Consider the following 26,582-nt stretch of genomic DNA (forward strand, 5'->3'; position numbering starts at 1 on the left):
CCGGACGGCACGTGTGCGCCCAGTAGCGGCCATTTGGTAATCGCGAGCAGGGACTGGAAGCGACGTGCTCCGGAAGTCCAAGGGATGGACTCCTCAGCAGAGCCCTAATAGAATCTGCCGTACAGCATTTTTTGCGAAAGCAATCAGGCCACATGGCTAAGGAACGCGTCCAACGCCGGCTTTCCGCCATACTGGCCGTCGATGTGGTCGGTTATAGCCGCCTTATGGGCGCTGACGAGACCGCTACACTGGCTGCGCTCAAAGCCCATCGCAAGGAATTGGTGGACTTGAAGATCGCCGAGCACCAAGGCCGCATTGTCAAGCTTATCGGCGACGGCATGCTGGTAGAGTTTACGAGCGTCGTGAACGCGGTCGCCTGCGCTGCCGAGATACAAAGCCAGATGCGCGAGCGCAATGCTGGTGTGCCGGAGGAACTGCGGATCGAGTTTCGAATGGGCATCAACGTCGGCGATATCATCGTAGACGAAAACGACATCTATGGCGACGGCGTAAACGTGGCTGCACGCCTCGAAAGCATTGCCAGTCCAGGGGGCATCTCCGTGTCCGCGTCAGTTCACGAGCACATCGGCAACCGACTGGACATCGTTTTCGAGGACGTTGGCGAACACACCCTTAGAAACATCGAGCGTCCGGTTCGGGTCTATCGCGTCGCGTTTGTGCCGTCGGAGCCAACTCGTGCTACGGCAGTCGAAGGGACCGTTCCGGGGCGTCCCATACGCGGGAAACCATCGATCGCTGTGCTCCCCTTCAACTATTTGGGCGGCGATCCTGAGCAGGACTATTTCGCCGACGGCATCACCGAGGACATTATCACCGACCTGTCAAAGGTTTCGGGTCTCTCGGTAGTCGCCCGAAACTCGGTCTTCACCTACAAGGGCAGGTCGGTCGAGGCCGGAGAGGTCGGCAAGCGGTTCAACGTCACGACGATTCTGGAAGGAAGCGTTCGAAAAGCCGGGCAGCGCGTCCGCATCAGCGCACAGCTCATCAACGCCAAGGACGGAATGCATCTCTGGGCCGACCGTTATGATCGCGACCTGACTGACATCTTCGCAATCCAGGACGAAATCGCCCACAGCATTGTAGATGCCCTAAAGGTGCGGTTGCTGCCGCAGGAAAGTCAGGCTATCCGCAAGATCAAGACCAGCAACATCGAGGCGTATCAGTTTTATTTACGAGGGCGTCAGTACTTAAGCCGTCACTCGACGAAGTCGTACGAGCTCGCCCGTCGCATGTTCCTGAGGGCGATCGAGCTCGATTCCGACTATGCGCAGGCCTATGCAGGCGTCGCCGATTGCGACGCGTTTCGCTGCCTCATGCACCGCGAGATATCGCTAGAACATATAATTGCGACCAGCAGCAAAGCCCTGGATCTCGATCCAGAGTTGGCTGAAGCGCACGCCTCGCGTGGTCTCGCCCTGTCACTCGGTGCAGAGTATGAACTGGCGTCATCTGAGTTCGAACGGGCAATTTACCTTGATCCGGGATTATATGAGGGCCACTATTTTTACGCGCGAAGCTGCGTGTTGCAGGGCAAGCACGCGGAAGCTGCCAAACACTACGAGCGCGCTGCCGAAGTTGCTCCGGAAGACTTCCAGGCGATGGGCCATCTGGCCCAAGAATACCACGCTCTTGGGCGTGAACGCGACGCGCTTTTGGCGGAACGCCGCAGCTTTGAGTGCGCAGAACGTGAGTTGGAGCGTCATCCCGACAACGTGCGCGCTGCTTGCTACGGAGCCATGGCGCTGATCTTCCTGGGTCAGCTGGCACGCGCAAAAGAATGGGCGGAACGAGCATTGTGGCTTGATCCCGACGATACCCAGGTCCTGTATAACATCGCCTGTGTACACGCCCGGCTTGGAGCCAACGATAAGGCCCTCGATTTGCTGGCCCGAGCCCTGCAAAGTATGCACCCGCGCATGGCAGCATGGGCACGGCAGGACGACGATTTCGCGTCGCTACGCGAAGATCCCAGGTTCGAAGCCTTGCTCAACATCGCTCAGCAGCGGTCTTCCGGATGATCGAACCCGATCTGGACAGGGGGGCGCATTCCTGACGCCGAGTTTGTGTGAAAACGCATCGAACGTGGCGCGTTTCACACAAACTGCACACGAACTAAGTCAGCGCGCTTTTGAGCGGTCTGGCCGTACGACGAACTCACCGGGCGTCGGCCTTCCGTTCTTGCAGACGTCCGCTTTTTTTAGCGTTGGCTGCCCTTAAACAACGATCACTGGAAAGTCTGGTTCGGGTGGACATCAGAAGTTCAAAGCGAAACCGCTGAAAAGCCGCTTTGCGCGCCCATAGCGGCCATATTTCACTGGTTGTACGCTGTCAGGAACCTGGAGTACTCGTCAAAGAACTGTTCGAAGGCAGCCGTGTCCTCCATGAGCACATGATTGTTTCCAGGAAGCTCAACGAAGGTCGCGTTAGGAATAAGCGTGGCCATGAGACGCCCTTCCTCTATCGGCGCGACGCGATCGCCGATGCAATGCAGGACCAACGTCGGAACCTTGACCTGCTTCGCCAACTCCGTCACATCGACGGTGCTGTTCATTTTCCAGATCCGCATCGCCGCTTCCGGACTCGTAGCAATGCGCTGAAGTTCGTCGAAATTCGCAGCCATCTCCGGCTGAGCGTCGGGCATGAAGGTTGTTGTAAAAAAGTGCCTGAAGACTGGATTGGTCGAGCCCCAGCCGTCGCGGATCATCATCGTCCCGACTTTATAAAGGTGCTTTTGGTCCGGTTGCGTCCGCTTGAGCCGACCCCGAAGAAATCCGCCCAAGAGGACGAGGCAGGTCACCTGCTCGGGATTCTCCACGGCGTAGCGGACACTGAATGAGCATCCTTGCGAAATGCCGAGAAGCGCGAACCGGCTCAGTCCAGCAGCGGCTGCGACGGTCGACATGTCGCCAGTCATTGCCCCCGCGGATACAGCTTCGACGCCCCAGTCCGATAGGCCATTTCCCCGCTGGTCGAATCGTACCAGCCGGCACAGCCCCGCCAACCTGACCAGCCATGGGTGCCAGATTGGACTGCGCCATTCATACTCCAGATGGTTCAGCCAATTCGGTGCCTTCAGCACCGGCATCCCTTGGCCAATACTGGCCCACGCGATCTGCACTCCGTCTGGGGCAGTGGCGAACTGTACCTGTTGTTGCTGCGCAGCTTTGGGAAGCTCCGGGCTAGGTAGCGAAGCGTCGGGTGTCCACTGCCAAACCCGGATGGGGCGGGAGATATTCTTCACCCGCTGGTTGCCCATGTCGCGAAAAGGCACTTTGATCTTATCCGCGACCGCTTGATGTACAATGTCGGAGATGCAGATGCCGCCTGGCTTCGCCAGCCCCTCAAGGCGGGAAGCCACGTTGACGCCATCGCCGAAGATATCTCCATCCTCGAAGAGGACATCCCCGAGATTGATCCCGAGGCGGTAGAGAATGCGGTGTTCTTCCGGTGACGCTCCCTCACGGTCCGCCATAGCCACTTGGATGTTGATGGCGCAGCGGACGGCATCCTGTGCTGAAACGAATTCGACCAACATCCCGTCGCCCGTGGTCTTGACGATGCGGCCTCCACGAGTTGCGATCTGCGGATCGAACAACTCCTTGCGGTGCACCTTCTGACGCGTAAGGATATCTTCCTCATTTTGCTCCATGAGGCGGCTATAGCCTGCCATGTCGACGGCCAGAATCGCGGTCAAGCGGCGTTCCACAGAGCGTGTCCCCAGAGTTTCAGCCAGATATCACACTATCACATCTCGGCGATCAGATTAAGATTGAGCGCAAGTGCCGAGCCTTTGAGAAAATGCACATCGTAATGCGACGACCGGCTGAACGGCCGCATCGGGGTCGGAACTTTCCAGTCAACTTTTACGCGGGAAGGTCTTAAAGGGTCGAAACGAGCCAGCACCGACCGGACTGCAGACGACAGCTCTTGGGCTCAAAGCGGAAGAATTTGCCCCTAACAAATTGGGTCCCCAGCCAGTTTTTTGTGCGACCGTAGGTTGCGACATCGGAGTAGCGCGAAGCTGCGGTTACCGGCGTGGAAAAGGTATCATGTGGCTGTAAAACCTGAAGATTTTTTGGAGACGATCGTCAGAGGAGAATGAGGCGCTACAGGCGCAAATTGTGCTTGCCTGGGGGCCTTGGATTCTCACATGATTTCAATAGCTTAGTGGAGAAGCCTTGAAATTCCCTCTGTTTCTCCATCGCGAGCGACCGTGGATGCCACCTTTGTGCCCTGGCTTTGGGCATCAGTCAACAGGAAGGAGCTAGCGGCAATTATTTCCGTTTTCGGACTCAGGTTCGTCGTCCCACGACCGCTAATCATACGGCGGCTTTGCGCCTTCACCATTCCGGGCGTTTACGACAACGTCCGCGCATGCCGAATGCCGACGTTCGCGGACGCCTCACGTCGATCATCGAGTTATGCGCCGCGGGAGACCGTTCCTCTGCGGCTCGGCGGCACCGAGTTGCGCCGAACCAATCCTATCGCGCGCTCAGGCTCAGCAATCGGCAATTCTGGGGTGAAGAAGCTGAAAATCGGGTGCTCGGACGCATGCTGGGCCCACTTATGCCTATCGGCAACCCCCACGGAGGTTTCATCCGGCTGCGACTAGAGTCTCGGCGGCTTTAAATACGCCAAATGGCGTGGTGGGAGCAACCGGCGAAACGCGAAGCTTTCATCTTGCGCAGCGTGGGAGCCGGCTGCGGCGATAAACGCGGCGAATTGGACAAGCGGGCGTTAATCGACGGTCAGCTTGTTGAAACATGCACACCCGATGGAATTGCTTATCAGATCAAAGAAGCGCTCGATCCAGTTGTCCAATGAGCTCTTCCCGGCGTGACCCATTGCTTCAACTCAAAATGCGCGTAATATGAAATTACTCTACCAATAGTTACCGGGGGCAACCGATGATTAAATATCGAGTATTCCTGTTCGCATTTCTCGGAGCGATATTATCCGTGACGGCAGCCACCGCAGGCACTTATAGCCTTTGCTTGGGTGAGTATTGGCAGGATGGGAGACACAACAATGCTAGCCGCTGTGGACCTGTATGTCCGGCGCCTGGAGGAAACCAAGTGTACGACTACTGCTATGTCGACCCGAAGGTCAAGGCATCAGCAATATGCCGGCAGGAAGGGTCGAGCGGCACTCCAACGGTAGTTCAAACAGGGAGCATTTGCGGCAACAAATGCGGCTACGCACACTATGTGATCACCTGTCAATAAACGGGTCGCACCGTCTCGCATTGCGGTTGAACTTCTGAGGACTTTCACGGAGGAGCGGCATGCCAGATAACGATGAGGTCGCGCGGATAGAAACCGCTTTTGCGCGTCAATACGACTTAGATCTTCTTGGAATACGCCAAGATGCCGCTAGCCTTCGGGAGGCCGTGGCAGGGCCAATCAACAATAATGGCGCAGCGACCTTCTATACATATAACGGCACGCAAGCCTTTATTCCTGATCTCGAAACGATCGATCCCTCGCAGGTAGTGCCCGATCCAAGATTGAGCATTCGCCACATAGAGGCGAATTTAGACGATGCTGCAAAGTATTCCCAAGCTTGTCTGCAACTACGGTTGCAATATGGAGAACTTGCGAGGCATCGGAACGATACGCGGTTTAAAGGTGAGGAATTTGTGCGCCTGGATGCTGTGCATCTACATGAAGTTGACGAAGGACTTTACAAACTGCCTTGGAAGGAAGCGGCTGACGAGGTTGAAGGCTTAGAGTTGGCGCTCACGCAGGCAACGATACAGCAAAATATCCCCGAGGTGATGACCGGTGATGTCGCTAATGGCCAAAAATTTGCGAAACTACTATCTGACCAAATGATGTCCGATCAGATTACGCAAAATGCGTTCATAACGAGAAGTGTCGCCAATACCGAGAAAGATAAGGTTGAGACGCTCGCAAATTCTACTGCTACATACAGAGCAAATATGGAATACGCCACGTGGCAGGAAACGCTAGCGGCCGCCAAAGCGACCGTGGCCCAGTTGAGCACAAAGCTGAAAGTCGCAAGAAGGAAAGAGGATTACCTACGCAAGGATGAAGGGTTCAAACTTCAGCGAGCATTTATAAGCAGGCAACTTGCGTGGTTGCAGATCTCCGAACACTGTAGATCTGGATCGGAGTTGAATTACGACGAGCGGCTAAGGGCAACGAAATCACTTTTTGATGAGAATCTTCGACCTCTTATTGAACGTGCAACTGTCGTGAATGATGGCTTAAAGCAAGTCTATGGAATCGACCTTCCATTGGGAGACCTAGCCAAAGGTGGTATCCTGGATCAAATCTCGGCTTGGTTGGTTAAAGCCTCTGATACAATAGCCACGTGGAAGCGGACACAACGCCTGACGATAGTTCAAATTGCAGAAAAAATAATGATCGCTTCTGATCGCAAGACTTTCGATGCCACCTTTACAGTGAATGACTTAAATCTTCCAAACTCAAACGCTTTGCTTCGAGGTATGAATATTGAGTTCATCGGAGACGGAAAAGCGCCAATATCGGTAAGCGTGACGCCTCCCGCGGGAGTGGTTCTAGCTGGGAATGCCGCCCCTTTGCGGCTGGGACGTGTCTGTCCGGTAGCTCCAAACTTAGAACTGAGACCCCAACAGGCGGATCTATTGTGGAATGGGTCGCCAAAAGGCGATTGGAAGGTGCTCGGGAGCCTAACATCAAGCTCTGGGTCGGTCGATCAAATCATCATGTATCTCTGGGTTGTTTCCGCATGACGAAGCGACAGGGTGTGAAGAGGGAGGATGCCAAATTGTTGGAGTTCGATCAGCTTCAATCGAACCGCTTCTTAGAACTGACACGACGGCAGATAATCGCCACCGCGGCGGCAGGAGTAGCTTTTCTCGCAAATTTAGATGACTTGGCGCAAGCGGCTGCGGAGAACGCGGGCGGGAACACCGGCGGAGCGTCTGAAGACAGATCAACTTCAGAACGGCAGCAACAAACGGTTAATAGGACGGACAGTACTTCTCAGGCGGAACAAAGCGAGGAAGTCTTCAAATTCAACGACATAAAGAGCCTTTTGGGAAGCGAGTTTCGAGGCCGATCGTCAAGTATTCAAACGCTCACCAAACACCAGCGTGATGCAACTGGTACGTCGGAGGAGCCCGACAGGCGCGAGGTCGATGCCGGAAATTATTTTTCCAACGGCTTTAATCGTAAGCTTACGTCGAGTAGCGAAAGTCCCCTTGGTAGCGCGCTGCGAACACGCAGTGGCAGCAGAAATTCAACGACGCGGCTCTCCAGTGAAGAAAAAGCGATATTGTCAGCCTTCGTGGCCGCGGGCGCAACTGCGCAAACGCAAAAACCGAATGAAGGTCGTGCGGAGGTATTCTTCGGAGGGGCAGGCGCTGCAACGGGCAGGGTTGTGGGCGCGGTTCTTGTCGGTGCTGCGGGCTGGCAACTCGCCCCAGCAAGCGGGGCAACTGTGGCAGGTCTTTCAGCGGGCCTCCTTTCAACGGCGGTGGGAATGTTTGAAACACCTGGTCGGGAGGCCGGCGAAGCCTTCGGCCGGTGGGTAGATCCCAAGATTGAACATTTCAAAGAGGACACAAGGTACGATTCGCGCGCGGATCCCCGCTATAATCCGTTCGGGTGGCCTTACAATTAAAGTTCGCGACGTGAATTTATCGAGAATCGTCTGGAAGTAGAAGTCGCCGGGACCCTGGCGCCGTGCATAGAAAGTCCCTTCCATCGGATCGTTCATCTGATGGTACGCGGCGGCCCAAATGTAACCTTCCTAGATAGCCGCAAGTTCGCGCCGCTGCACTTCTAAAGTGTCGTCATCGATGCGTCGAAAACTTCGATATCGGAAAAGCTGCGTCCGTAGTCGACTATGCGGCCCGGCATGCGATCCTCCTGTGGTCAAAGCTAATTATCAGAACCGCGCGGCCGCTACGAGATCGCGAACGCGGATAGACACAGGCGTTTGCGCTCCGGCCGCTTAAAGCTCACTCGAACCCGATGAGGTCGTTGCCTGATGGCCTGATAGTCCGGGATCGATTTTCTGCAAGTCGCAGACGGCTAGTCTAGTTGCCTAACTGGCGGTACAGGAACTCGAGCAGGGTCCCCAGCCGTCATTTTTGAGGGTCCTAAGCAACTTTGGGATCTGGGAAACGTCACATTCCAATTGACGGAAAATCGCGCCAAGTAGCTGAAAAGACGTCAAGTTTTCTAGTGGGGAATGGAAACTAATGAAAGAAGGATTAGGTCCAAAAAAATGCCTGTCTGGGGACCTTGGATTCTCACATGATTTCAATGACTTAGAAGAAAGCCATTGAAATCCCCTCTGTTTTCCCATCGCGAGCGACCGTGGATGCCACCTTTGTGTCCTGGCTTTGGGCCTCAGTCAACAGGAGGGCTATTCTGGTAATTATTTCCGCTCTCTGCCCATTCCGGACAGCGAGCGATTGCTTTCGAATCCTTTGATCGCCAGCAATCTCCGGACACAGTTTTCAGTAATTCCCGGACAGTGATTCCGCTAGAGCAGATCCTGTTCAATCCGGGTCATATCCGGCGGCCTTGAAGTAGTTTGCGCATTCCGTCGGAGTGAACCGCGGGATCAAGATACCGACTGCGTCCCACAGGGCATCGATCTTTCGCTCCACTTGAGCGCGCAGCATAGCCTTCAGTTTGGAGAATGCGTTCTCGATGGGATTGAAGTCGGGACTATAGGGCGGCAGGAACATGAGTTTGGCGCCGGCACGTTCGATAGCATCGCGCACGCCGGACGTCTTGTGGGCCGGCAGGTTGTCCATAACCACAACGTCACCGACGCGAAGGGTCGGCAGCAACACTTGCTCGACGTAGGCCAGGAAGACGTTACCGTTCATCGCTCCATCGTAGACAAACGGTGCGGTCATTCTGGTGAGGCGCAACGCGCCGGTAAACGTCGTTGTTTTCCAATGGCCGTGCGGCACGCCGGCTCGGCAACGCTCGCCCCGAATTGCACGCCCGCGTAGACGTGCCATCTTCGTCGAGAGGCCGGTCTCATCGATGAAGATCAGCTTCTCCGGATCGAGGTCGAGTTGATTATCAAACCAGGCAGGTCGCCGCTTTAGAACATCCGGCCGGTCTTGCTCCAGTGCATATGCGGACTTTTTTTAAAGGTCCATCCGCGGCCTCGCGCCAGGCACCAAGAGCACTCCGGCCGATCCTCACTTGCCGATCAACGGACAAGCGCTCAACCATCTCATCGAGCGCCACGTCCTTGCGGTCTTCGATCAGCTCGACAACGAATCCCTCGTGTGCATCCAGCGCCGACGGCCGTCTCCAACCTTGCGGCCGGGAGGTCGGCTCGCCGGCTTTCGCTCTTGCGATCCACCGGATTGCCGTCGAAATTCCAACCCCGAACCGGGCTGCGGCCTGCCTTGCTGACATGCCCGCCGCAGACGCCTTCAATACGCGCAATCGAAGATCGTCGCTCAGTGCTTGTGCCATCATCCACCTCTTCGCTGTGGATGTTGAATCAGCTTCGACGCGCCCCGTCACCTCACAATCGATTCATCGATCACAGGATCTGCTCTAAATCCCGGACAGTTTTCCGGCGGCGGTTTGACGGTTGGTTCGCGGCTGCGCCGTCTTGTTGGTTAAGCCTCTCACGACAACGCTATTTCCGGTGATGTGGTAGCGCACCTTGCGCCTGCTCCAGAACTTAGGCATCTCCTCGATACTCAATTGAGCGATGATGCCCTGTTGGCGCTCCTCGCGTCGCGCGCATCTTCTGATCTGGCGACGTAGCTGAGAAAGCGATTACAAGAATCAAACCAAGTTTGACGGGACGGCCGCAAAGACGTCCAACAACGGAACGCCATCTCGCCACGCAGCGGCCACGTCGTTAAGACATGAGCGATCGAAGGTCCGCTCGGCGAAATGGGCACATTCTAACGCTTCCCACATCACGGCTCCCCGATGATCGAGCGGTGTGCTGAGAGCATAATCCTCGAGACATTCGATGCAAGCGAGCGCCGCGTGTTTTATGGCCTCATACTCTTTTGGACGAGGCTCAATACAAATCGCTCTTTTATCCGGCGTCAGGATAAAGGGGGCGCGTGGATCGCCGTCGGGACGACCATCACGGGGTTGACGCATCAAAACAGTTGTCACATCGAGAACCTCGACGCCATTCGCATCTGAGATAACGGTTACGCGCTGCATGCTGTTATGAAGCTCACCGCTATGGGGATTTCTTCTAGCTGACGGGTCGATAAAGGGCTGCAGGATCGTGAACGCTTCCGGCAAATCGCCCATAAGCGACGCCGCTGCTAGCATCTTCCCACCCTGAAGCAGTTGCACGCCATCAGCCGTTAGCCCCGCCAGTTGGGCATACTCAAGAAGTTCTTCGTCATTGAGCATTACGACGCCATATCCTCGCCTGCCTTGAGCTGGCTTCACGACCCACCTGTCTATCGGCCCCCAATCCAGGGAGGCAATCCACTCGCGGTATTTTTCTTCCTGGCCAATGAAGCCGAAGGCAATTGTCGGAGGCATGATGGGCGAGGCTAAACCGGCACTTCTGTCAGCGACAGCGGCTGTGTAGAGCTTATTAGACGTGAGAAGCTGAATAACGGTTGGATTAATGAGCTTCGCGCGACTGGGAAATGAAACAGCGCGCCAGTCCCAAGAGTAAGGCCAAACCACCGCTGAGCATCCGAAACAATCCGAGAGGGGGATCGAGCCCAAATCGGTAACGAAAGTGCGTTGTGCCGGCGACCAGTCGAAAATGACCGTCTCGAAGTTTATTCCGAGATCGCGTGCGAATTCTCGTGTCCGTTGATCGTTGCCATGCTCAAAACTTTCACCGATGGGCATGTAGGCGTCATTCAAACGGTTTATCCCTACTGGGTGAGTGATTGTACCAAGCATCTCTCCCAGCGATAGTTCGGAGCGAAGCTCCGGGATACCACGCAGGATAGGTGAGTAAATTTTCCCGGCACCCGCTTCCGCGAGCCGCGACAACACTCTTCGCTCTAATCTTCGATCGCCGGTTTTGAGAAAGCAGGCGCTCAATCCGGACCGGCCTCCGTTCACATCTACGACGAGTGGTTCCGACGGTTCAGTTTCGACGGCCGGAACCACAATGTCCAACGCGTAGACGCGCGGGCAATCATAACCTGGGGATGCCATCAAGAAAACTTTGTTTCTTACTCACAGGCAACCCGTAGTTTGGATTTCGGAGATACTTGCAATGCTCCGAGCTCAACAACCTCCAAGTCTATTTTTCCGGAAAGCAGCTTGTCGAGGCGCTCTTCAAGTTTTTTTACCCGCTCGTCGACCGAGCCTCGGCCGCTTTTGTCCTGATCCGTAACCATATTGATACCTCCATTTCAAAGATCGGCACTTTCAGTTCGCGGCGTGCCGGTAATACCGCGGCTTCCGCAAGAGCGCGGAATTCAGAGATGGGAGATACTTGGACTGCCCGCAATCTCGGACGAAAGCCGCATCAACACGTGTGAGGATTTCCTTCGTGTCCCCAGCCGTCAACCAACGCTCGAATTCTAAAAATTCAAGGCCAGATTCTGAAAAGCGGTCCACGGCCGATGAAAAGGCGGACTTTACCTGCTCCTCCGTCGCCATTTTATGTTCAGGCACGTTAGCCAGATCGGAGAAAACTTCGATGAGGTTCTCGGACTGTATGAGCACCAAAAATGTCATGGGAAATTCAGCAATGAGCAAGTTTCCATACCGTGCCAGCGCGTTCAGAGTTGCTCTATGAATGGCGCTCGGAGAACAGAAGTAAGTCGAAAAAAGTGCGGGTTTGTCTCGGATCAGCGTCCAGACCTCATCACAGCCGATCCCAACCGTTGCTTTCAACGTGTCAGCATATGGAGCCTCAAAATTCGGGAGCAATTTTTCGGTCGTCTTGCCAAGAGATGTCCCTGGGTTAATCCGAGTCAAATTTAGTCGCACGGAGCCGGGGTCGACAAGAGACATACGAGCCGCTTGGAGAAGACTCTCGTGAAAATCTTCAACAGTGTCAGACACATAGTCTATAATGAAATAGAAACTGGGACTGATACCCGCCTCCACGTTCCAACGGGCTAAATCACCCAGGTCCGGATATTTTGGTGCCCGCTTTGACATCCTTCGTCTCGTTGAGACATTTCCCGCGTCGACGCCGTAGAGAATGCTGACGCAGCCGGCAGCGGCCATCTTCTTCAACAATTCGGAGTCGACAAGATCGGCGCGGGTCATAGCACTCCACGTCACGACCTCAGAAAATGAACTAAGAATTTCCAGCACGTCGTTCGCATGGCGTCGGTCGGCTGTGAAAGTGTCGTCCACGAGGTGTAAATTATGAATGCCGTGCGACAGCCAAAACTGCACTTCCCTCGAAATATCTTGAGCTGACTTGAACGCCAGCCGCCGCCCGAAGACTCTAGGAATTGAGCAGTATGCGCAGTCAAACGGACATCCTCGACCAATCTCAATTAAGCCGGTCGGAACTTTGCTAACGGCAGCATATCGCCGAGGTGACGGTGCTAGCCAGCTTTCCGGTGATCTGAGAGGGTCTCCTTCAACCTCAAGTTCCTCTTCTACTGTTTTCGAAGACACGTGGTCGGCGAGACAAAGCGCTTTGAGTTCGTCGCTCAACAACGCGACGTGGTGGCCGCCATAGATAATCTTGGGTGCGTTTTTGCCGCGCTTCACTTGAGCGACGATGGCTTCCACAAGCGGAAAATTGAAACATTGGACCGAAATTGCGCAAACATCGAAATTGCACGCGAGAATCCGTTGGGTCGCAGCATCCACTAGGTTGTCGCCGAACGGAAGCGTACCCTCGTTAAGCTCGAGAGCAAGGTCTAAAATCTCTATCGTCTCCACCGAGCGCCTGGAAGTGAGATGTGACGCCAGGTTCACGAGGCCAAGCGGAGGCGCAAGGTAGGCCCCGCCAATAACGGCCGATGGTGGATTAACCAGGCCGACGCGACCGCTCCACATTACGCGACGAGCTCGGAAGACGAATGGGAGCAACTGTCCGCCGCGGGGACCAAGATCCCATTCTCCAACAGAGGCTGCGTCAACTTCGATATCGCCTCCTTTGCTCGTCCAGAAAGCTGCTGATAGACCTGCTGATCAAGAGACAGCGCGATCGCTTCCGCTTGTTCTTCGGTTAGTGCAAGCAGATGCAGTCGATCTTGCGTCGCGACAATAAGGGCGTTGCGGCTGTCTGGAAAACCTTCAATCTCGCAATCGGCACGATAGAGCTTGGCTCCATCGGCAAGGGCAATTCGCCCTTCAGTTGCGCTAATCGCTTGGCTTGCTTTGATCGGGGGGCTTTCCGAGACCTGGCGCAAGAGATGCTCGAAGTTGAAAAATTCAGCCAGCGCTTGATCGCGCGAGAGCGCTGAACCACATTCGTCTCGCAAGTATTGCTCGAATAGGTTCCAAATTTCGAAATCTTTCAAGCCACCAAGCACTGAAACATGCTTGGCTTTCATGCTATACGTTCGCCATTCGGAGAACATTGCCAAATAGCTTAATCCTCGTAGTTCCCGCAGCCGTCCAAACGTGCGGCGATAAATCTCCAGCAGTTTGCAATAGGTGGTCGAGACGTCGACACATAGCTCAAAGTCTCCATGGTCGGGTACGACTGACTGGAACGATTGAAAGATGTGCGGATGAGACGAGATGAGCGCTTCGTCTTCCTGCAGCCTTTTGCCGTTGTCGAATTCTATCCCCTGAGAGAAGGCGGTCGGAACACCCTGCCCTTGATAGGTAAATCGCCCAATCAACCGTTTCGCAAGGGGGGTGCCAGGAAGTGGGCTCATCAACTGAATGAACGCGTTGACAGAACCGAGTTGCTGAAATCGGAAAGCTAACGCCATCGTAGCGTTGAGGTCGGCGAGGCTTTCTTCCGGCGTTCCGACCACCATCGACAATGAAGGAAAGATTCCGGCATCAACCGTTTTCTTGACAAGCTCGACGATGGTTTGCGGGTCGCTGACCTTCGCACGTTTGTTCATCCGAGAGAGTGTCTCGGCCGATCCAGATTCGATCCCGTAGAGCAGCATGCGACACCCAGCTTGGGCCATCCTTACAAGTAGGATTTCGTCTACCTGATCGATCCTGCATCGACACTGCCAGGAGATGCCGAGATCAGCCTCAATTAAGGCGTCGCATAATTCTTCCACAAATCCGCGACGGGCGGTGAAGAGATCGTGGACAAAATATGCTTCGAAACTGCCATATACGTCCTTGTAAACGCGTAGTTCATCGACCAGGGACGAAACCGTTCGATAGCGAATTTTCGTTCCATTCAATAAAGTGGTCTGGCAGAACTCGCACGCAAAGGCGCACCCTCGTCCACTATCGATAAGAATGGTCGGTCTTCTGCTCAGAGCAAAGTACGAGCTTAAATCCGGCACCAGATGGTAGGCAGGCGGAAGCAGATGATCAAGCACTCTAATCCGCGTCGCGGTGCCATGTGATGCAAGCACAGAACCGTCAGACTTTCTGCTGAAGGTGCCACTTATACTCGAGGTGTCCCCGCCGTCCAGAATGCAACGGATGAGCTTTGGTAGCGTCTCCTCTGCTTCGCCGGCTAGCACATAGTCAATCTCAGCAAACGCGTGAAGGTAATCTTCTGCAATAAAAGACACATCATGCCCACCTAAGATAACCGGTGTGCGCGGGCTGAGCGCCTTCACCCGTTTGGCGATGTTCACTGAGCCAGGGCTGGTAGTGCATTGCGTACTAAAACATACAATATCGGGGCTGCCGGCTAGGATTCGTTCCGCAGCGGACTTATAAAGGTCTGGCCCCTCTTTCAGGATTCCGGACTTGAGCTCATAAATTTGGTCGTGTACTTCGACACAAAAGTTCTCATGCTCCAGGTAACTTGCGATATAAAGTAGCCCCAGGGGCGGCGCCACGTAGTACGCTGATCGATCCCGTTTGTCGTCGAAAGGGGGATAGACAAGCGCTACTTTATCACGTTTCGCTTTTTCTTCACGAGTATCAGCATCAAACTTTTCAAGGCCTGCCATACTAGACACTCCCCACTCGTCGCGCGTAAGTTGAATTAAGCATTCTTGCTTGCAATTGTCAAAGTCAGTCCTCCGTTTTTAACGGCGATACTCAGTTGCCAGCCCGTCGGACGGCGCGAATGATTGATGGATGGTGCGAGTCTAATATCAAAGCGCTCATTGCCGATGATCGTGCAGTCCTCCGACCAATCGGACTGGAAAGTTTCGCCGGGTTCGAATGTGAGTGGTTTTACTCCGTGGGAGCGCTTCAATCTTTACTTACCGGCGTCCTTCGCTAACCAAGTTAGCTTCCACTCTTCTACCACAAACCATCGTACCAAACTCTAGGGACCCAATGTAGAGTTCGAGCATATTCTCGTTTCGGAACCAAACATATGGCAGCTCAAATATTCCCGCACTGCCAATTGGTGCTGTCTACATGCGGCTCCAACACTGTTGTTGGTCACGGTTTAGGCATTCGAACAAGGTCCCGCAGCGGTCTTTTAAAGAGCTGAAGGCATCCTCGGGATCTGGAGGACGTCACATGGTTTTTGAGGCCAAATCGCGCCAAGTAGCTGGAAAGACGTCACTTTTTCTGGTGGGGAATGGCAGCTATTAAACGGAGGGAATAGGCCAAAAATGGCTTGCCTGGGGACCTTGGATTCCCACATGATTTCAATGGCTTATCGGAAAAGCCGTGAAATTCCCTCTGTTTTTCCGCCGCGAGCGACCGTGGATGACACCTTTGTGCCCTGCCTTTGGGCATCAGTCAACAGGACCGAGCGAGCGGCAATAATTTCCGCTCTAGCGGCGAATTCGCGAGCAGGTGACAAACCACATTGATGTCCGCTTTCAAACCGTGAGGAAAGCGGACACGCCATTCAGCTGTCGTAGCGGTCACCGAAAGGAGCAGCGAGCGTTAGGTCCGTCGTGGGCGGTAGGATGATTTCGAGAGGGCAAGGTAGGGACTGTCAGAACTGCAATGCTATCAAATGCCGATTCGGGAAAGACGCGTGAAGAAATCGGTGGCTTGTTCTGCGGTAGGTATGCAGAAATGCCAATGTGCCGAGGAGGTTGCAAATGAAGACTAAGGAAATACCCAGCGATATTGCCGCCGCCATCAAGGAGTCGGCAATCGATGGCTGGGACGGTGATGCCGATATCGTTGCCTACACCATCGAAACCGAAACAGCCGCCTATCTTGAGCTTGATGCCCTGGACTTCGGGACTGCTGCCAGCTTTCGTGAAAGCATCATTGCCGCTGTTTCTGAAATTTCCGAGGGCTGGGACGAGCGGCTGTCCATGGCCAAACTCGAAATCGAAGCCTTTCAAGAACTGCATGCCGCTAAGTTCGACGGTGTGCCCGCCAAAGAAATCTCCCGACTGAGAAAGGAAGCCGAGCAGTCATTCCCCGATGACTTCACGGGGCAGCGCGATCATGTCGTGGCGGGAGCTCGGCGATTTATTTGCGTCAGGGATCTTCGGGCGAGGATCGAGCCGATTAAGAATCTCCTGATCGACATGGAAGGCATCATCGGAGACGAATGCTACAACGCCAATATCCAGAACTACGGACCGGGAGGCATCTGGGAAGGTGAAGGGCGGTCGTTCCGCTATCCCGTGAAATTCGACAAGGGCGACGAAAGCTTAAAGCGCCGATACGTCCCTGCGGATATCTCCCCGGAGGTGCTAATGACGGGACGCTATCAGTTCGGCAGCAACGAGCTGGGCATCTTTCGGGCGCTGGTCAAAGTTGTCGAAATGCTGGAGCGTGACTACAGGATTCGCATCACGGACGCCAACCGCAAAAAGTGAGGCGGGCCTGCGCGAGTTATCCGAGCCGAGGCTAGGTGAGATGTTCACGGAAAAAGAATCGAGGGTTAGCGGGACGGCTTTGGGCGAGCGGCGGGCTGTCTTCCGTTTGGTCAGAGCAACGATTGAGGGAGAAGGAGACCCCCGACTTGACGAACGAACACGCAACCGCAGTCATCGACGCCTACCTTGAAGCGGATGTCCACCCTGTTCCCCATGCGATACTGGTCGAAGGTTCCTGGGGAAGCGGCAAGACCTACTTCCTCGAGAAGATCTACGAACCCGACCGACAGGCAAAGGCCAAAGCCAAGCGGTTCTATAAGACGCCCTTTCTCTTCGTGAGCCTCTTCGGCGTGAAGACGGCCGCCGACGTCGAGAAGCGGATGCACCGCGCCGCGAGCCCTGGCGAGGTCGCGGTCGGCAAGACTGTTGGGACACTTATCTCAGGCGGTTTGGAATTCCTCAAGATAAAGGACGCTACCAAGACGACTTTCGACGCCATCGAGAAGCGTGCTGCACGTCGACACGTCGATTACATCCTCGTCTTCGACGATCTTGAACGCGTCGAGAAGGGTGCTTTAGGCGAGATCATGGGTCTCGTAAACTCGCTGATCACGATGGGAGAACGCCGTGTCATCCTAGTTGGAGACGAAGCAAAGCTGCTTGAGATCCACAAAGATGCGAACTGGGACGAACAGAACGAGAAGATCGTAGGTCGACGGGCCCGTATAGAGGCAGACGTCGAAAGCGTGGTCCGACGTTCGGTCGAGGAGGTATCTGACGGCCCTACGAAGTCGTTCATGACGGATCGTGTTGACGTCCTGATCGATCTGGCCAACCGCTCTCATGTCGAGAACCTGCGCAATCTGTCCTGGGCCATCGTCAACGGTGCGCGGTTCGTCCGCAGCCTACTGACGGACGGGGAGATTCGCGAAGGTCATCCAGACCATGTCGCCCGAACTATGCTCGTCGTGGTAGCGACGACGCTATGGTATCGATCCAACAAACTGAGCAAGGGGGCTTTGGGTAGATTGCCAAGCCTTTCCATGACGCTCGCGGTCCGGTCGATCGGACGACATGATCAGAGGGAGGAAGAGAATCCGGAGACCACTGTCGCGAAACAGTTCTCGGAAACCTTCGCCGATCTGGCCGTCGAGTCACCGCCCTTGGAATATCGACGCATCATCGACTTCGAAGCCAGCGGCATCCTGGACGACGCTGAGTTCACGACGTGGACCAAGTCTCAGTTCGGCTTCGGCAAAGGACGGTCGGAACCCTCTTGGCGGCGGTTGTGGCACAGCTACGAGAGACCAATGGCTCACACCGACGAAGCCGCAGAGGAACTGACGGAGGAGCTTGCCAAGCGGACGCATACGAAACGGGGGCAGATCCTTCATGCCGCCGGTCTGGCCATCAAACACGGCAAGGCGGGGGACACTCGTCTGACGAATGGTGCGGAGGTGGTCCCGTTCTTCAAATCTTACATTGATGATTTGGTCGCAAACGGATCACTTGAAGCAAACCGTACCGACCCCCTGCTAATCGAATACGAGTCGGCTGCTGGGCTGGGGTTCAACTCAAAGGACACTCCGGAGTTCGAGGAAATTTACCGATACCTGACCGACAAGCAGGCGGATGTTGAAAAGGTTGACCTGGAGAATCGCGCCGACGAGATCGTCAAGGAAGCCGAGGCCGGCGAATTTGACGCACTCCATAAGCTCAACATGATGAACGACGATCTGTCGAGGAACCCGGTACTACTCGGCATCGACGTCGACAGGATGGCAAACTTGATAGCGAGCGACGTTCCCGCACTGAACGTGGGCTCGAGACTTCTGGCTTACCGTTACCATCATGGGAGGCATGGCGAGCCGCTCATGACCGAGATCCCTTGGGCCCGGAAGGTCTATGAAGCCGTGATCGCCAAGGTCGACCAGTGGCCCGAGCCGCACCGCTCCATGTCGAAGGAGACGATGCAGGGATTGATCCGCCACTACGAGAGGGGACACGATCCAGAAGATCAGATCTTACCCACACCGCAAGATGCGGAAGTCGATGCCGAGGAAGCTGACGATGGAGCGGCAAGACGGCCTAGACGGCCGGGCGCTTGAGCACCGACCTGTCGAGGCGTCGGGACCGTGCCAATTCGCGCTCGTACGCTTCTTTCTCGCCCGCCACGGTCATGTAGTCGGCCGCGACACCGCCTTCCTCTTCGTCGATCGCGAAAACCTAGACCGTCGATCCCCGGAACTTCGCCTTGGCGACGTTTTTCATCCAACGGCGCGAGTGCTCTTTGTAGTCCGCGGGTAGTCCATGAAGAAATACTCCGGCGTGTAGAAGCCCGCTAGTACGAGCTCCGACATAGTCTTCAGTTTACGTTCGAGAGACACAGTTTGATTCACGGGCCAGCGCGACGTGACCCGGAGATCTCGGCGAAAGGAGCGGCGGCCGACGGCATCCATACGCTCTCGGAGATGCAGACGAGGACGAAGTCCTTCTACATCCGGTTAAGGACCTTCTGCTCCAGACGGTTCCGGCCGCGGACCATTCCGCGCTAAGCAACGAAACGAGATTAAGCCGTCGACTGACTGACTCAGCTTCTTTGGGGCTCGACAAATATGCGAAGCTGGGTTGCTCAAGACTTTCGATTCAGGCACGTTCAGCGTTGCTGGTGAAGGGGGCGCACCAAAGCGATTCAGGCACAACGATTTAATCGAAGCCCCCCTAGGCGCGGGGTATCTACTTGTCATCAATCGGCTGGATCGACTTCGATGAACAGGAGCGCGAGCGGGCTCAGCGCCTGATGCAGCTCTTCACTGAACAGGAAGCTCGAGACGAACTGGGACTAGGCGCGATACGCGATTCCATTGCCGACCACCTCTTCCCTGGCACCAGCACGGTGCAGACCCGTCTGCGCTACATGCTGTTCGTTCCGTACATCTTTTCGCGCCTTCCGCGAGAGCGGATCAGCAAGGAGATTGCCGATCAGATAAGGAACGACCAGCTTCGCCTTCGCGATGCCTTGGTCGCCGGCGAAGAAAAAAGCGGTGTGATCGGCGTCAACGCCGGTGCGAAATTGAAGAGGCTGCCAGCAAGCGTCTATTGGGCTGGGCTTGAGACATGGGGCATTCGTCGCTTCTCCGGCTCGATCGATGCATATGCGGCGTCGCTACCGTCCTGGCCAACGAATATCGGCAAGGATCATGACGATGACGACCATAGTGCGGGGCGAACCGTTCCGACGCCCTGGCATCCGCGCCTGCCTAAACCTCCCAAGGACATGCTCGAAAAGACGAGCTTCGCGCTGACCGACGAAGAGGCAGGTTTCGTGGTCGACCGCCTGGTGGACAGCAATCCGGACAGTCTGTTGGCCTTCCTCGCCAAGAACGATCTTCAGGCTGATTCAGAGCATATCTGGTCGCACCCGCACCTTTCCATGTTCCCCAAACGGGCACGTGGGCTGGTGGAGCACGCGTCGATCTTCTCTGACGTGATGTACGGGGCCGCCCTGCAATACAATCTGCTGCTCAGCCAGTTGCGCGAAAATGAGCAGTGGATCGAGGATTACAGCAAAGCGATCAAGAAGTGGCAGCAGGACCTCGATCTGGCACGCCTCAAGGGCTGGCCCATCGAGGACTTCTGGGAAGAGATCCGCCACCCGGCCCACCGCGTGCAGGATCCGACCAGGCGCTTCGTCATCGAATGGATGGACTTGGTCCGAACCAGCGGCGCACTCAAGCGCGACGCCGCCAAGGCCCAGTCACTGGTGAAGGATCGTGAGCGCCGCCTGAAGAAGGCGCAATCGCGGTTCACCAACCGAGCTGCCCGCGATCGGTGGCAGGGCTCCTCCGGCGCCTATCGACTGCAGTTCCGTTGGTCCCAGGCCAACCGGCACCTCGAGGATCTCGCCCGTGGCTAAGAGCACTCTCGATCCTGAAAACCGGCTCCTCTACGGCGACAGCCTCAAGGCCCCATTCGGCTACGAGTTCGATGGCGGGATCGCCACGACGTTCTCGATGGATTTCGAGACAGCCCTGGCCGTGCCGGTCAGTCTGGCGTTCTTCTCGTCCAAGAGCCGCGACGAGATCCTCGAAGATCCAGTGACGCTTCTCGAATCCGCGGAACGTACGGCCGAGAAGCTGGTCGTCTACGTGGACGCTGGTCAGATCCACGCCGACGTTCGTCAAGGCTCGAGGCTCGCCTCCCTGCTCGAGAAGGCGGTCGTCGAGGTGAAGGCGCCGAACGAAGGCAGCTTCCACCCCAAGCTGTGGGCGCTGCGCTTCAAGCCTCTCGACCGCGATCTGCCAATACGCATGCGCCTGCTGATCCTGTCCCGCAATCTGACTCGCGACAGATCCTGGGATGCAGCCATGTGCCTCGATGGTGAACGTGGCACGAAGCCGTTTGCCTCCAACAAGCCGCTGCACGACCTCATCGCGGCCTTGCCCGGACTGGCGGTGGGCAAAATCCAAGATGCTCGCCGCGCCCTGACCTTGGCCATCGCCAACGACCTCCGTTACGTGAACTGGGATCGGCCGCCCGGTTGCGACGCCATGGAATTCCATGTCAATGGCGTCGGCTCGCATGGATGGAAGCCGACCCTCAGCAAGCGGATCGCGATCATGTCGCCATTCGTCGAGCCCGGAGCGCTCAAGTACTTGGCGGATCTCGCTGATCAGGCTCCAAAGCTGATCAGTCGCCCCGACCAACTCGTCTGCTTGCCCGCAGACGTCCTTGACCGATTCAAGGAGGTGGCGGTGCTCGACGAAATGGCAGAGACCGAAGACGGCGAGGAGCCCTATCGCAACGAGCAGCAAGGCCTTCATGCGAAGATCTTCATTCAGGAGGACGGCAGGGACGTAAGGCTCACCCTGGGTTCGGGAAATGCGACGGATTCGGCACTTCTTCCCAGAGGCCGCGCGACGTCCAACGTCGAGGTCTTCGCCACGCTCCATGGTCTGCGCAAGCACCTTGGCGGGATCGACGAGATCCTGGGCGAAACCGGCTTTGGTCGGATGACGCGGACATTCCAACCTGACGAGGTGGAACCACCCGATCCGGCCGATGTATCGGCAGATCAGAACCTGTTGCAGGCACGCAGAGCGCTTGCGCGCGGCGCACTGTCCCTTCGCTGCGAAGCCAAGGAGGAGGATGGTACCAAGCGTTGGAAGCTGTGGCTCGTTCCGCCTAAAGGCGGTCTGCGACTCGACAAGCTCGGTCGGGTGCGTGCCTGGCCCGTCACCTTAGGCGAAGGACACGCTCGAGATGCCTTGGCCGGCATTCGCAGCGGGTCATCGATCGATCTCGGCACTATGGCCCTAGTCGATCTGACCAGCTTCATTGCCCTTGAGATCACCGATCAGGCTACTGGTCGCACCGAACTCTTCAGCACCGGTTTGACCGTGGAAGGCATGCCGGAGGAGAGAGACCTGGCGATCCTCAACCACGTGATCGACAGCAGGCAAACGTTCATGGCGTACTTGCGGCTCCTGCTGGCTTCCTTCATCGATCAACCATTGCCGCCGTTGGGCCAAAACGGGAAGGGCAAAGGATTCTGGGGCAGTGGCGCCGCCGACGCTCCCCTGTTCGAAGACCTGGTCCGTGCGCTGTGCGCAGGTGATGGCCGTCTGGCGACAGTCGATCGGCTGATCAGGCGGCTCTCGCCCGAAACCGAGGCCGTTGCGGAGGATCGCGTGCCGGCCGAATTCAAGGAGCTGTGGCAAGTGTTTCGTACCGTCCTGGAGGCTTCCGATGCGCGGTGAACCGTTCGACGCGACGGCGTCGCTCGCCCAGCTCAAGCGATTCCAGCGGCGCACGGTCGATTACGTCTTCGACCGTCTGCATGGACCAGATTCGATCCGGTACTTCCTCGTGGCCGACGAGGTTGGCCTGGGCAAAACCATGATCGCCCGCGGCATCGTCGCAAAGACGTTCGAGAAGCTTTGGCCTTCGGCCAAACGAATTGACATCCTCTACATCTGCTCCAATCAGGCCATAGCCGCGCAGAACCTCAATCGGCTGAACGTGCTTGGCAAGGAGGCGATGGCTCTGCCAACGCGCATCACGCTCATGCCGCTGCGGATGCGCAGCAAGGACAAGGAGGACGTCATCGCCCGCGACGACGTCAATTTCATCAGCCTGACGCCCGATACCACCTTCAACCTCCACTCGACGACTGGCGTCATGGAGGAGCGCGCGTTCCTCTTCAGACTGCTCGAGCCTTTTGCTCGCTTCACGCCGCTCAAGAATGCTCTGCAGGTCGGCGCCAGCGCCGACAAGTGGAAGGGCGAGATCGATCGGATGTCTCTTGATGGAATCGACAAGACCATCGTTCGCCGTTTCCGATCGATCGTTTCGAAGAACAAGGTATTGCGCGCCGAACTCGACGCGGCATGCGATTTGTTCGCCCGCCGCCGAGCGAAATACCCGCACGAGACGCTTAGGGCCCGGAATGCTCTGGTCGGCAAGCTGAGGAAGGTGCTGTCGCAGGCCTGCATCGTCGCCTTGAAACCGGACCTGATCATCCTCGACGAGTTCCAACGCTTTCGAGAGCTGCTGTCCGGCATAGGAGATGCCGGGGAGCTTGCACGCGCATTGTTTGAATACGGCGACCAGGAATCCGGTGCGCGAACACTTCTTCTTTCCGCCACTCCCTATAAGATGCTGACGTTGTCGGACGACGCTTCGGACGATGGCGACCATTACGAAGACTTCCTCAAAACGGTCGGCTTCCTTCATGGTCATGACCGCGCTGCTGCCGTGGCCAAAGAACTCGACGTCGAGATGAGGCAGTTCCGCCGTTTCCTTCAGCAGTTCCCAGAGGGGACCAAACGGGCCAAGCGGGCGCGTGCCGGCATAGAGCGGCGCCTGAAAAGGGTGATGACCCGCACCGAGCGGGTGGACAGCACCAGCGAAAAGGATTCGATGCTCACCGAACCCGCCATGCAGGCGAAGATCGCACCCATCGATCTTCACCAAGCGGCAGTCTCGGCAGAGGTGGCTCGCGTCGCCGGCGCTCCGGAGATCGTCGAATATTGGAAGTCGGCGCCCTATTTGCTCAATTTCATGCGGGACTACGCTCTCAAAAAACTGCTGAAGAAGGCAGTGGACGCCTCCGACCCAGCGCTGGTCGCGGCCGTTGCCAAAGCAGAAGCCCACTCCCTGAAGCCGGACGCCATCGACAAGTACCAGCCCATCGACCCCGGCAACGCTCGGCTTCGAGCGCTCATGTCGGACCTGTTCGAAGACGGGCTCGATCAGCAGCTCTGGATTGCACCGTCATTGCCCTACTATGGGTCCGCGCCAAGCGGCCGGGCCTCGACCAAGGCCCTGGTCTTCTCGTCGTGGCAAATGGTGCCCGACGCCTTGGCGGCTCTCATCTCGTACGAAGTCGAGCGCCGAATGGGCGCTGAAGCGATGAACCTCGACTACAGCAGTGCCACCAAGCGGCGTCCTCTGCAATTCTCGGTGGAGAGTGGCAAACCCACCGCCCTGCGCTCGGTCAATCTCATCTACCCTTCGCCGTTACTGGCAGAAGCCGGGGATCCATTGCAGATCTTCGCCGCGAGCCCCGAACGCCTCGGCCTCGAGGAAATGCGCGATGCGGTACGCGAACGGATAGCTTCGAAACTCACCGGCCACTCCCGAAGCGATGTCGGGGATACTTCGGTCACGCGGGACTGGGAATGGTCCGTAGTCGCCTGCGTGGATGCCTCCGCAGGCAATCGCGCTCTCGATTGGCTGCAAGGCAATGCCTTTGCCTGGACCAGTAACGAAGCCGGATTTCGCGAGCACGTCGCCGAATTGAGACGCGCCGCGGCAGCTCACACTGCCCCTCTCCATGACGCTGCCGTCGAGCTCCTCGTGGATGTTGCGCTTGGAAGCCCGGCGGTTTGCGCTGTGCGTGCCCTGCGACGCATCGCTCCGGAACTCGCCTTCGACGACCCAGTCCTGCTCGAAGCCGCGGCTCATGTCGCCTGGGGCTTTCGCACGCTCTTCAACCAGCATGAGGCTGTGGCCCTCCTGCGTCAGGAGAGCGAGGAGCATTATTGGCGAAGCGTCCTCGCCCACTGCGCCGCGCACAACCTGCAAGCAGTCCTCGACGAGTACGCTCACTACCTATTGGAAGGCTTAGGCCTCGTCGGTTCGCCTCCGGCCGTACGAGCGACGCGCGTGGCGCAGGCGATGGTCAACGCGCTCTCCATTCGGCCGTCGCAGATCGAAGCCGACGACATCCGCGTGGAGCAAGGACGCATCGTTTTCCGCGATCCCATCAAGATGCGCGGCCGCTTCGCCATGCGGCTCGCCGAGGTGAAGGATGACGAGGGTGGTTCCGTCCGACTGTCCACCGTGCGAGAGGCGTTCAACTCGCCGTTCCGTCCGTTCGTGCTGGCGACGACCTCCATCGGGCAGGAGGGCCTGGACTTCCACCCGTATTGCCACCGTGTATACCATTGGAACCTGCCTGGAAATCCGGTCGACCTCGAGCAGCGAGAGGGGCGCGTTCATCGCTTCAAGGGACACGCCGTGCGCTTGAACGTCGCCGCGGCCCATGCCGATGACCTTCGGCGCAGCAGAAAGCCGATCGAGGACCCGTGGGTTACGATGTTCGCTGCGGCGCGGCGCGCGACGAAAAGTCAGGATGAACTCATTCCATATTGGATCTATGAAGGAACCGCAAAGGTCGAGCGACGGGTGCCCATGCTACCCTTCAGTCGGGAAGAGAAACGGCTCGAATGGCTCAAGCGGAGCTTGACGGTCTACCGCCTCGCATTCGGTCAACCAAGACAGGACGATCTCTTGGCGCACCTCGTAAGGCTCGTTGGCGAAGGGGTCGATGCGAGCGCTTTCGACGATCTTCAGATCCGGTTGCGGCCTTAGACGCGCTGCGCACTTGCCCTTCGCGGTCGGCACCACCGCGCTCCGGTTGACTACGCCCCCTAACGCCGATCATAGGACCTGCCGACCGAAATTATTCATAGACCTGGACAAGTGGAAGCGAGGCCAATGGCTGTCTACGCAATCGGCCTCCCGAAAGCTGCCAGTCCCCAAAGCGGTCGTTAGTCACAGACTATTTGAAGCACTCGAGCAGCGTCCCCAGCCGTCATTTTGAGAATTCTAAGCTTCTTTGAGATCTCGAGAGCGTCACATTCCAGTTGACGGGAAATCGTGCCAAGTAGCTGAAAAGACGCCACGTTTTCTGGTGGGGAATAGGATCACTGAAAGAGGAAACAGCTCCGAAAAAACGGCCTGCCTGGGGAATCTGGCTTCTCACATGATTTCAATAGCTTAGCGGAAAAGCGTTGAAATCCCCTCTGTTTTCCCATCGCGAGCGACCGTGGATGTCACCTTTGTGCCCTGGCTTTGGGCCCTATTCCCAACACTGGAGCTTCGGGTAGACTCGCGTCCGCTTTTCGGGTGTGGGCCGACCGCTCGGAATGTCGTAGATGAGGGCGCGAAGCGGCCATCCGCTCGGCGACCGCGGGAACGTGAATTTCAGCCCGAAAGCGGAAATTATCTCCGCTTCAGACCCGTATTGACTGAGGGCCCGAGTTTTGGCCGGATTGGCTTGCCGATGATAGCCAGTTAGGCCGTACAGGAATACCACTTGGGTTTGCACGCTCTCCATCCTGCTTAGGATACCTGATGTCCGCCAGTACCCCCCCCGGTGGTGATTCCTCGATCAAACTACACTCAGCCGAGTGCCCGCGTACGAAAAACAGACCTTGCGACCGAAACGGTTGGAGGGCATGACGCGCTC

The 26,582-nt window shown here is 56.7% G+C and carries 14 protein-coding genes and 1 pseudogene; 9 read left to right on the forward strand and 6 right to left on the reverse strand.

Annotated features, from left to right (window positions below; all coding sequences use genetic code 11):
- The first annotated feature begins 152 nt into the window (after window positions 1-152).
- Window positions 153-2,039 (forward strand): TPR end-of-group domain-containing protein, encoded by a 1,887-nt coding sequence (locus RWJ89_RS19575; protein ID WP_316031275.1) that lies wholly within the window; start codon window positions 153-155, stop codon window positions 2,037-2,039.
- Between the two features lie 293 nt (window positions 2,040-2,332).
- Here the strand turns inward: RWJ89_RS19575 and RWJ89_RS19580 are convergent, their stop codons facing one another.
- The gene (locus RWJ89_RS19580; RefSeq protein ID WP_316031276.1) at window positions 2,333-3,715 is read right to left on the reverse strand and encodes an alpha/beta fold hydrolase; all 1,383 of its coding nucleotides are present in this window, start codon (window positions 3,713-3,715) and stop codon (window positions 2,333-2,335) included.
- Window positions 3,716-4,659: 944 nt separating this feature from the next.
- Here RWJ89_RS19580 and RWJ89_RS19585 point away from each other — a divergent pair.
- The 3 genes from RWJ89_RS19585 to RWJ89_RS19595 all read left to right on the forward strand — a co-directional run bounded on the left by RWJ89_RS19585 (window position 4,660) and on the right by RWJ89_RS19595 (window position 7,653).
- A complete protein-coding gene (locus tag RWJ89_RS19585) occupies window positions 4,660-4,845 on the forward strand; it encodes a hypothetical protein (RefSeq protein WP_316031277.1) in 186 nt (61 codons plus the stop codon).
- A gap of 460 nt (window positions 4,846-5,305) precedes the next feature.
- Window positions 5,306-6,760: a hypothetical protein gene (locus RWJ89_RS19590; protein ID WP_316031278.1), complete on the forward strand. Its 1,455-nt coding sequence runs from the start codon at window positions 5,306-5,308 to the stop codon at window positions 6,758-6,760.
- Window positions 6,757-7,653 (forward strand): hypothetical protein, encoded by an 897-nt coding sequence (locus RWJ89_RS19595; protein WP_316031279.1) that lies wholly within the window; start codon window positions 6,757-6,759, stop codon window positions 7,651-7,653. Before RWJ89_RS19590 ends, RWJ89_RS19595 begins: the two co-directional genes overlap by 4 nt.
- A gap of 886 nt (window positions 7,654-8,539) precedes the next feature.
- Here the strand turns inward: RWJ89_RS19595 and RWJ89_RS19600 are convergent.
- From RWJ89_RS19600 to RWJ89_RS19620, 5 genes and pseudogenes are all read right to left on the reverse strand, one after another.
- Window positions 8,540-9,482 (reverse strand): annotated as a pseudogene (locus RWJ89_RS19600) (IS630 family transposase).
- 321 nt (window positions 9,483-9,803) lie between these two features.
- Window positions 9,804-10,868, reverse strand: a complete 1,065-nt coding sequence (locus tag RWJ89_RS19605) for a hypothetical protein (RefSeq protein WP_316031280.1) — start codon at window positions 10,866-10,868, stop codon at window positions 9,804-9,806.
- Window positions 10,869-11,185: 317 nt separating this feature from the next.
- Window positions 11,186-11,353: a hypothetical protein gene (locus RWJ89_RS19610; RefSeq protein ID WP_316031281.1), complete on the reverse strand. Its 168-nt coding sequence runs from the start codon at window positions 11,351-11,353 to the stop codon at window positions 11,186-11,188.
- Window positions 11,354-11,384: 31 nt separating this feature from the next.
- A complete protein-coding gene (locus RWJ89_RS19615) occupies window positions 11,385-12,866 on the reverse strand; it encodes a B12-binding domain-containing radical SAM protein (protein ID WP_316031282.1) in 1,482 nt (493 codons plus the stop codon).
- A 116-nt stretch (window positions 12,867-12,982) separates the two neighbouring features.
- Window positions 12,983-15,031, reverse strand: coding sequence for a B12-binding domain-containing radical SAM protein (locus RWJ89_RS19620; RefSeq protein WP_316031283.1), 2,049 nt, complete (start codon window positions 15,029-15,031; stop codon window positions 12,983-12,985).
- A 1,059-nt stretch (window positions 15,032-16,090) separates the two neighbouring features.
- On the opposite strand from RWJ89_RS19620, the gene RWJ89_RS19625 reads away from it, so the two are divergent.
- From RWJ89_RS19625 to RWJ89_RS19645, 5 genes are all read left to right on the forward strand, one after another.
- Entirely contained in the window at window positions 16,091-16,825 is a 735-nt protein-coding gene (locus tag RWJ89_RS19625) for a hypothetical protein (RefSeq protein WP_316031284.1), read from the forward strand.
- 146 nt (window positions 16,826-16,971) lie between these two features.
- Window positions 16,972-18,933 (forward strand): P-loop NTPase fold protein, encoded by a 1,962-nt coding sequence (locus RWJ89_RS19630; RefSeq protein ID WP_316031285.1) that lies wholly within the window; start codon window positions 16,972-16,974, stop codon window positions 18,931-18,933.
- Between the two features lie 632 nt (window positions 18,934-19,565).
- Window positions 19,566-20,741, forward strand: coding sequence for a DUF6361 family protein (locus RWJ89_RS19635; protein WP_316031286.1), 1,176 nt, complete (start codon window positions 19,566-19,568; stop codon window positions 20,739-20,741).
- Window positions 20,734-22,584 carry a phospholipase D family protein gene (locus RWJ89_RS19640; protein ID WP_316031287.1) on the forward strand — a complete coding sequence of 617 codons (1,851 nt, stop codon included), beginning with the start codon at window positions 20,734-20,736 and terminating at the stop codon, window positions 22,582-22,584. The genes RWJ89_RS19635 and RWJ89_RS19640 overlap by 8 nt, the downstream gene beginning before the upstream one ends.
- Window positions 22,574-25,702, forward strand: a complete 3,129-nt coding sequence (locus RWJ89_RS19645) for a helicase-related protein (RefSeq protein WP_316031288.1) — start codon at window positions 22,574-22,576, stop codon at window positions 25,700-25,702. The genes RWJ89_RS19640 and RWJ89_RS19645 overlap by 11 nt, the downstream gene beginning before the upstream one ends.
- Window positions 25,703-26,582 lie beyond the last annotated feature (880 nt).

The sequence above is a fragment of the Rhizobium sp. 10PS4 genome, from assembly GCF_032464805.1.
Classification (GTDB): Bacteria; Pseudomonadota; Alphaproteobacteria; order Rhizobiales; family Rhizobiaceae; genus Rhizobium; species Rhizobium laguerreae.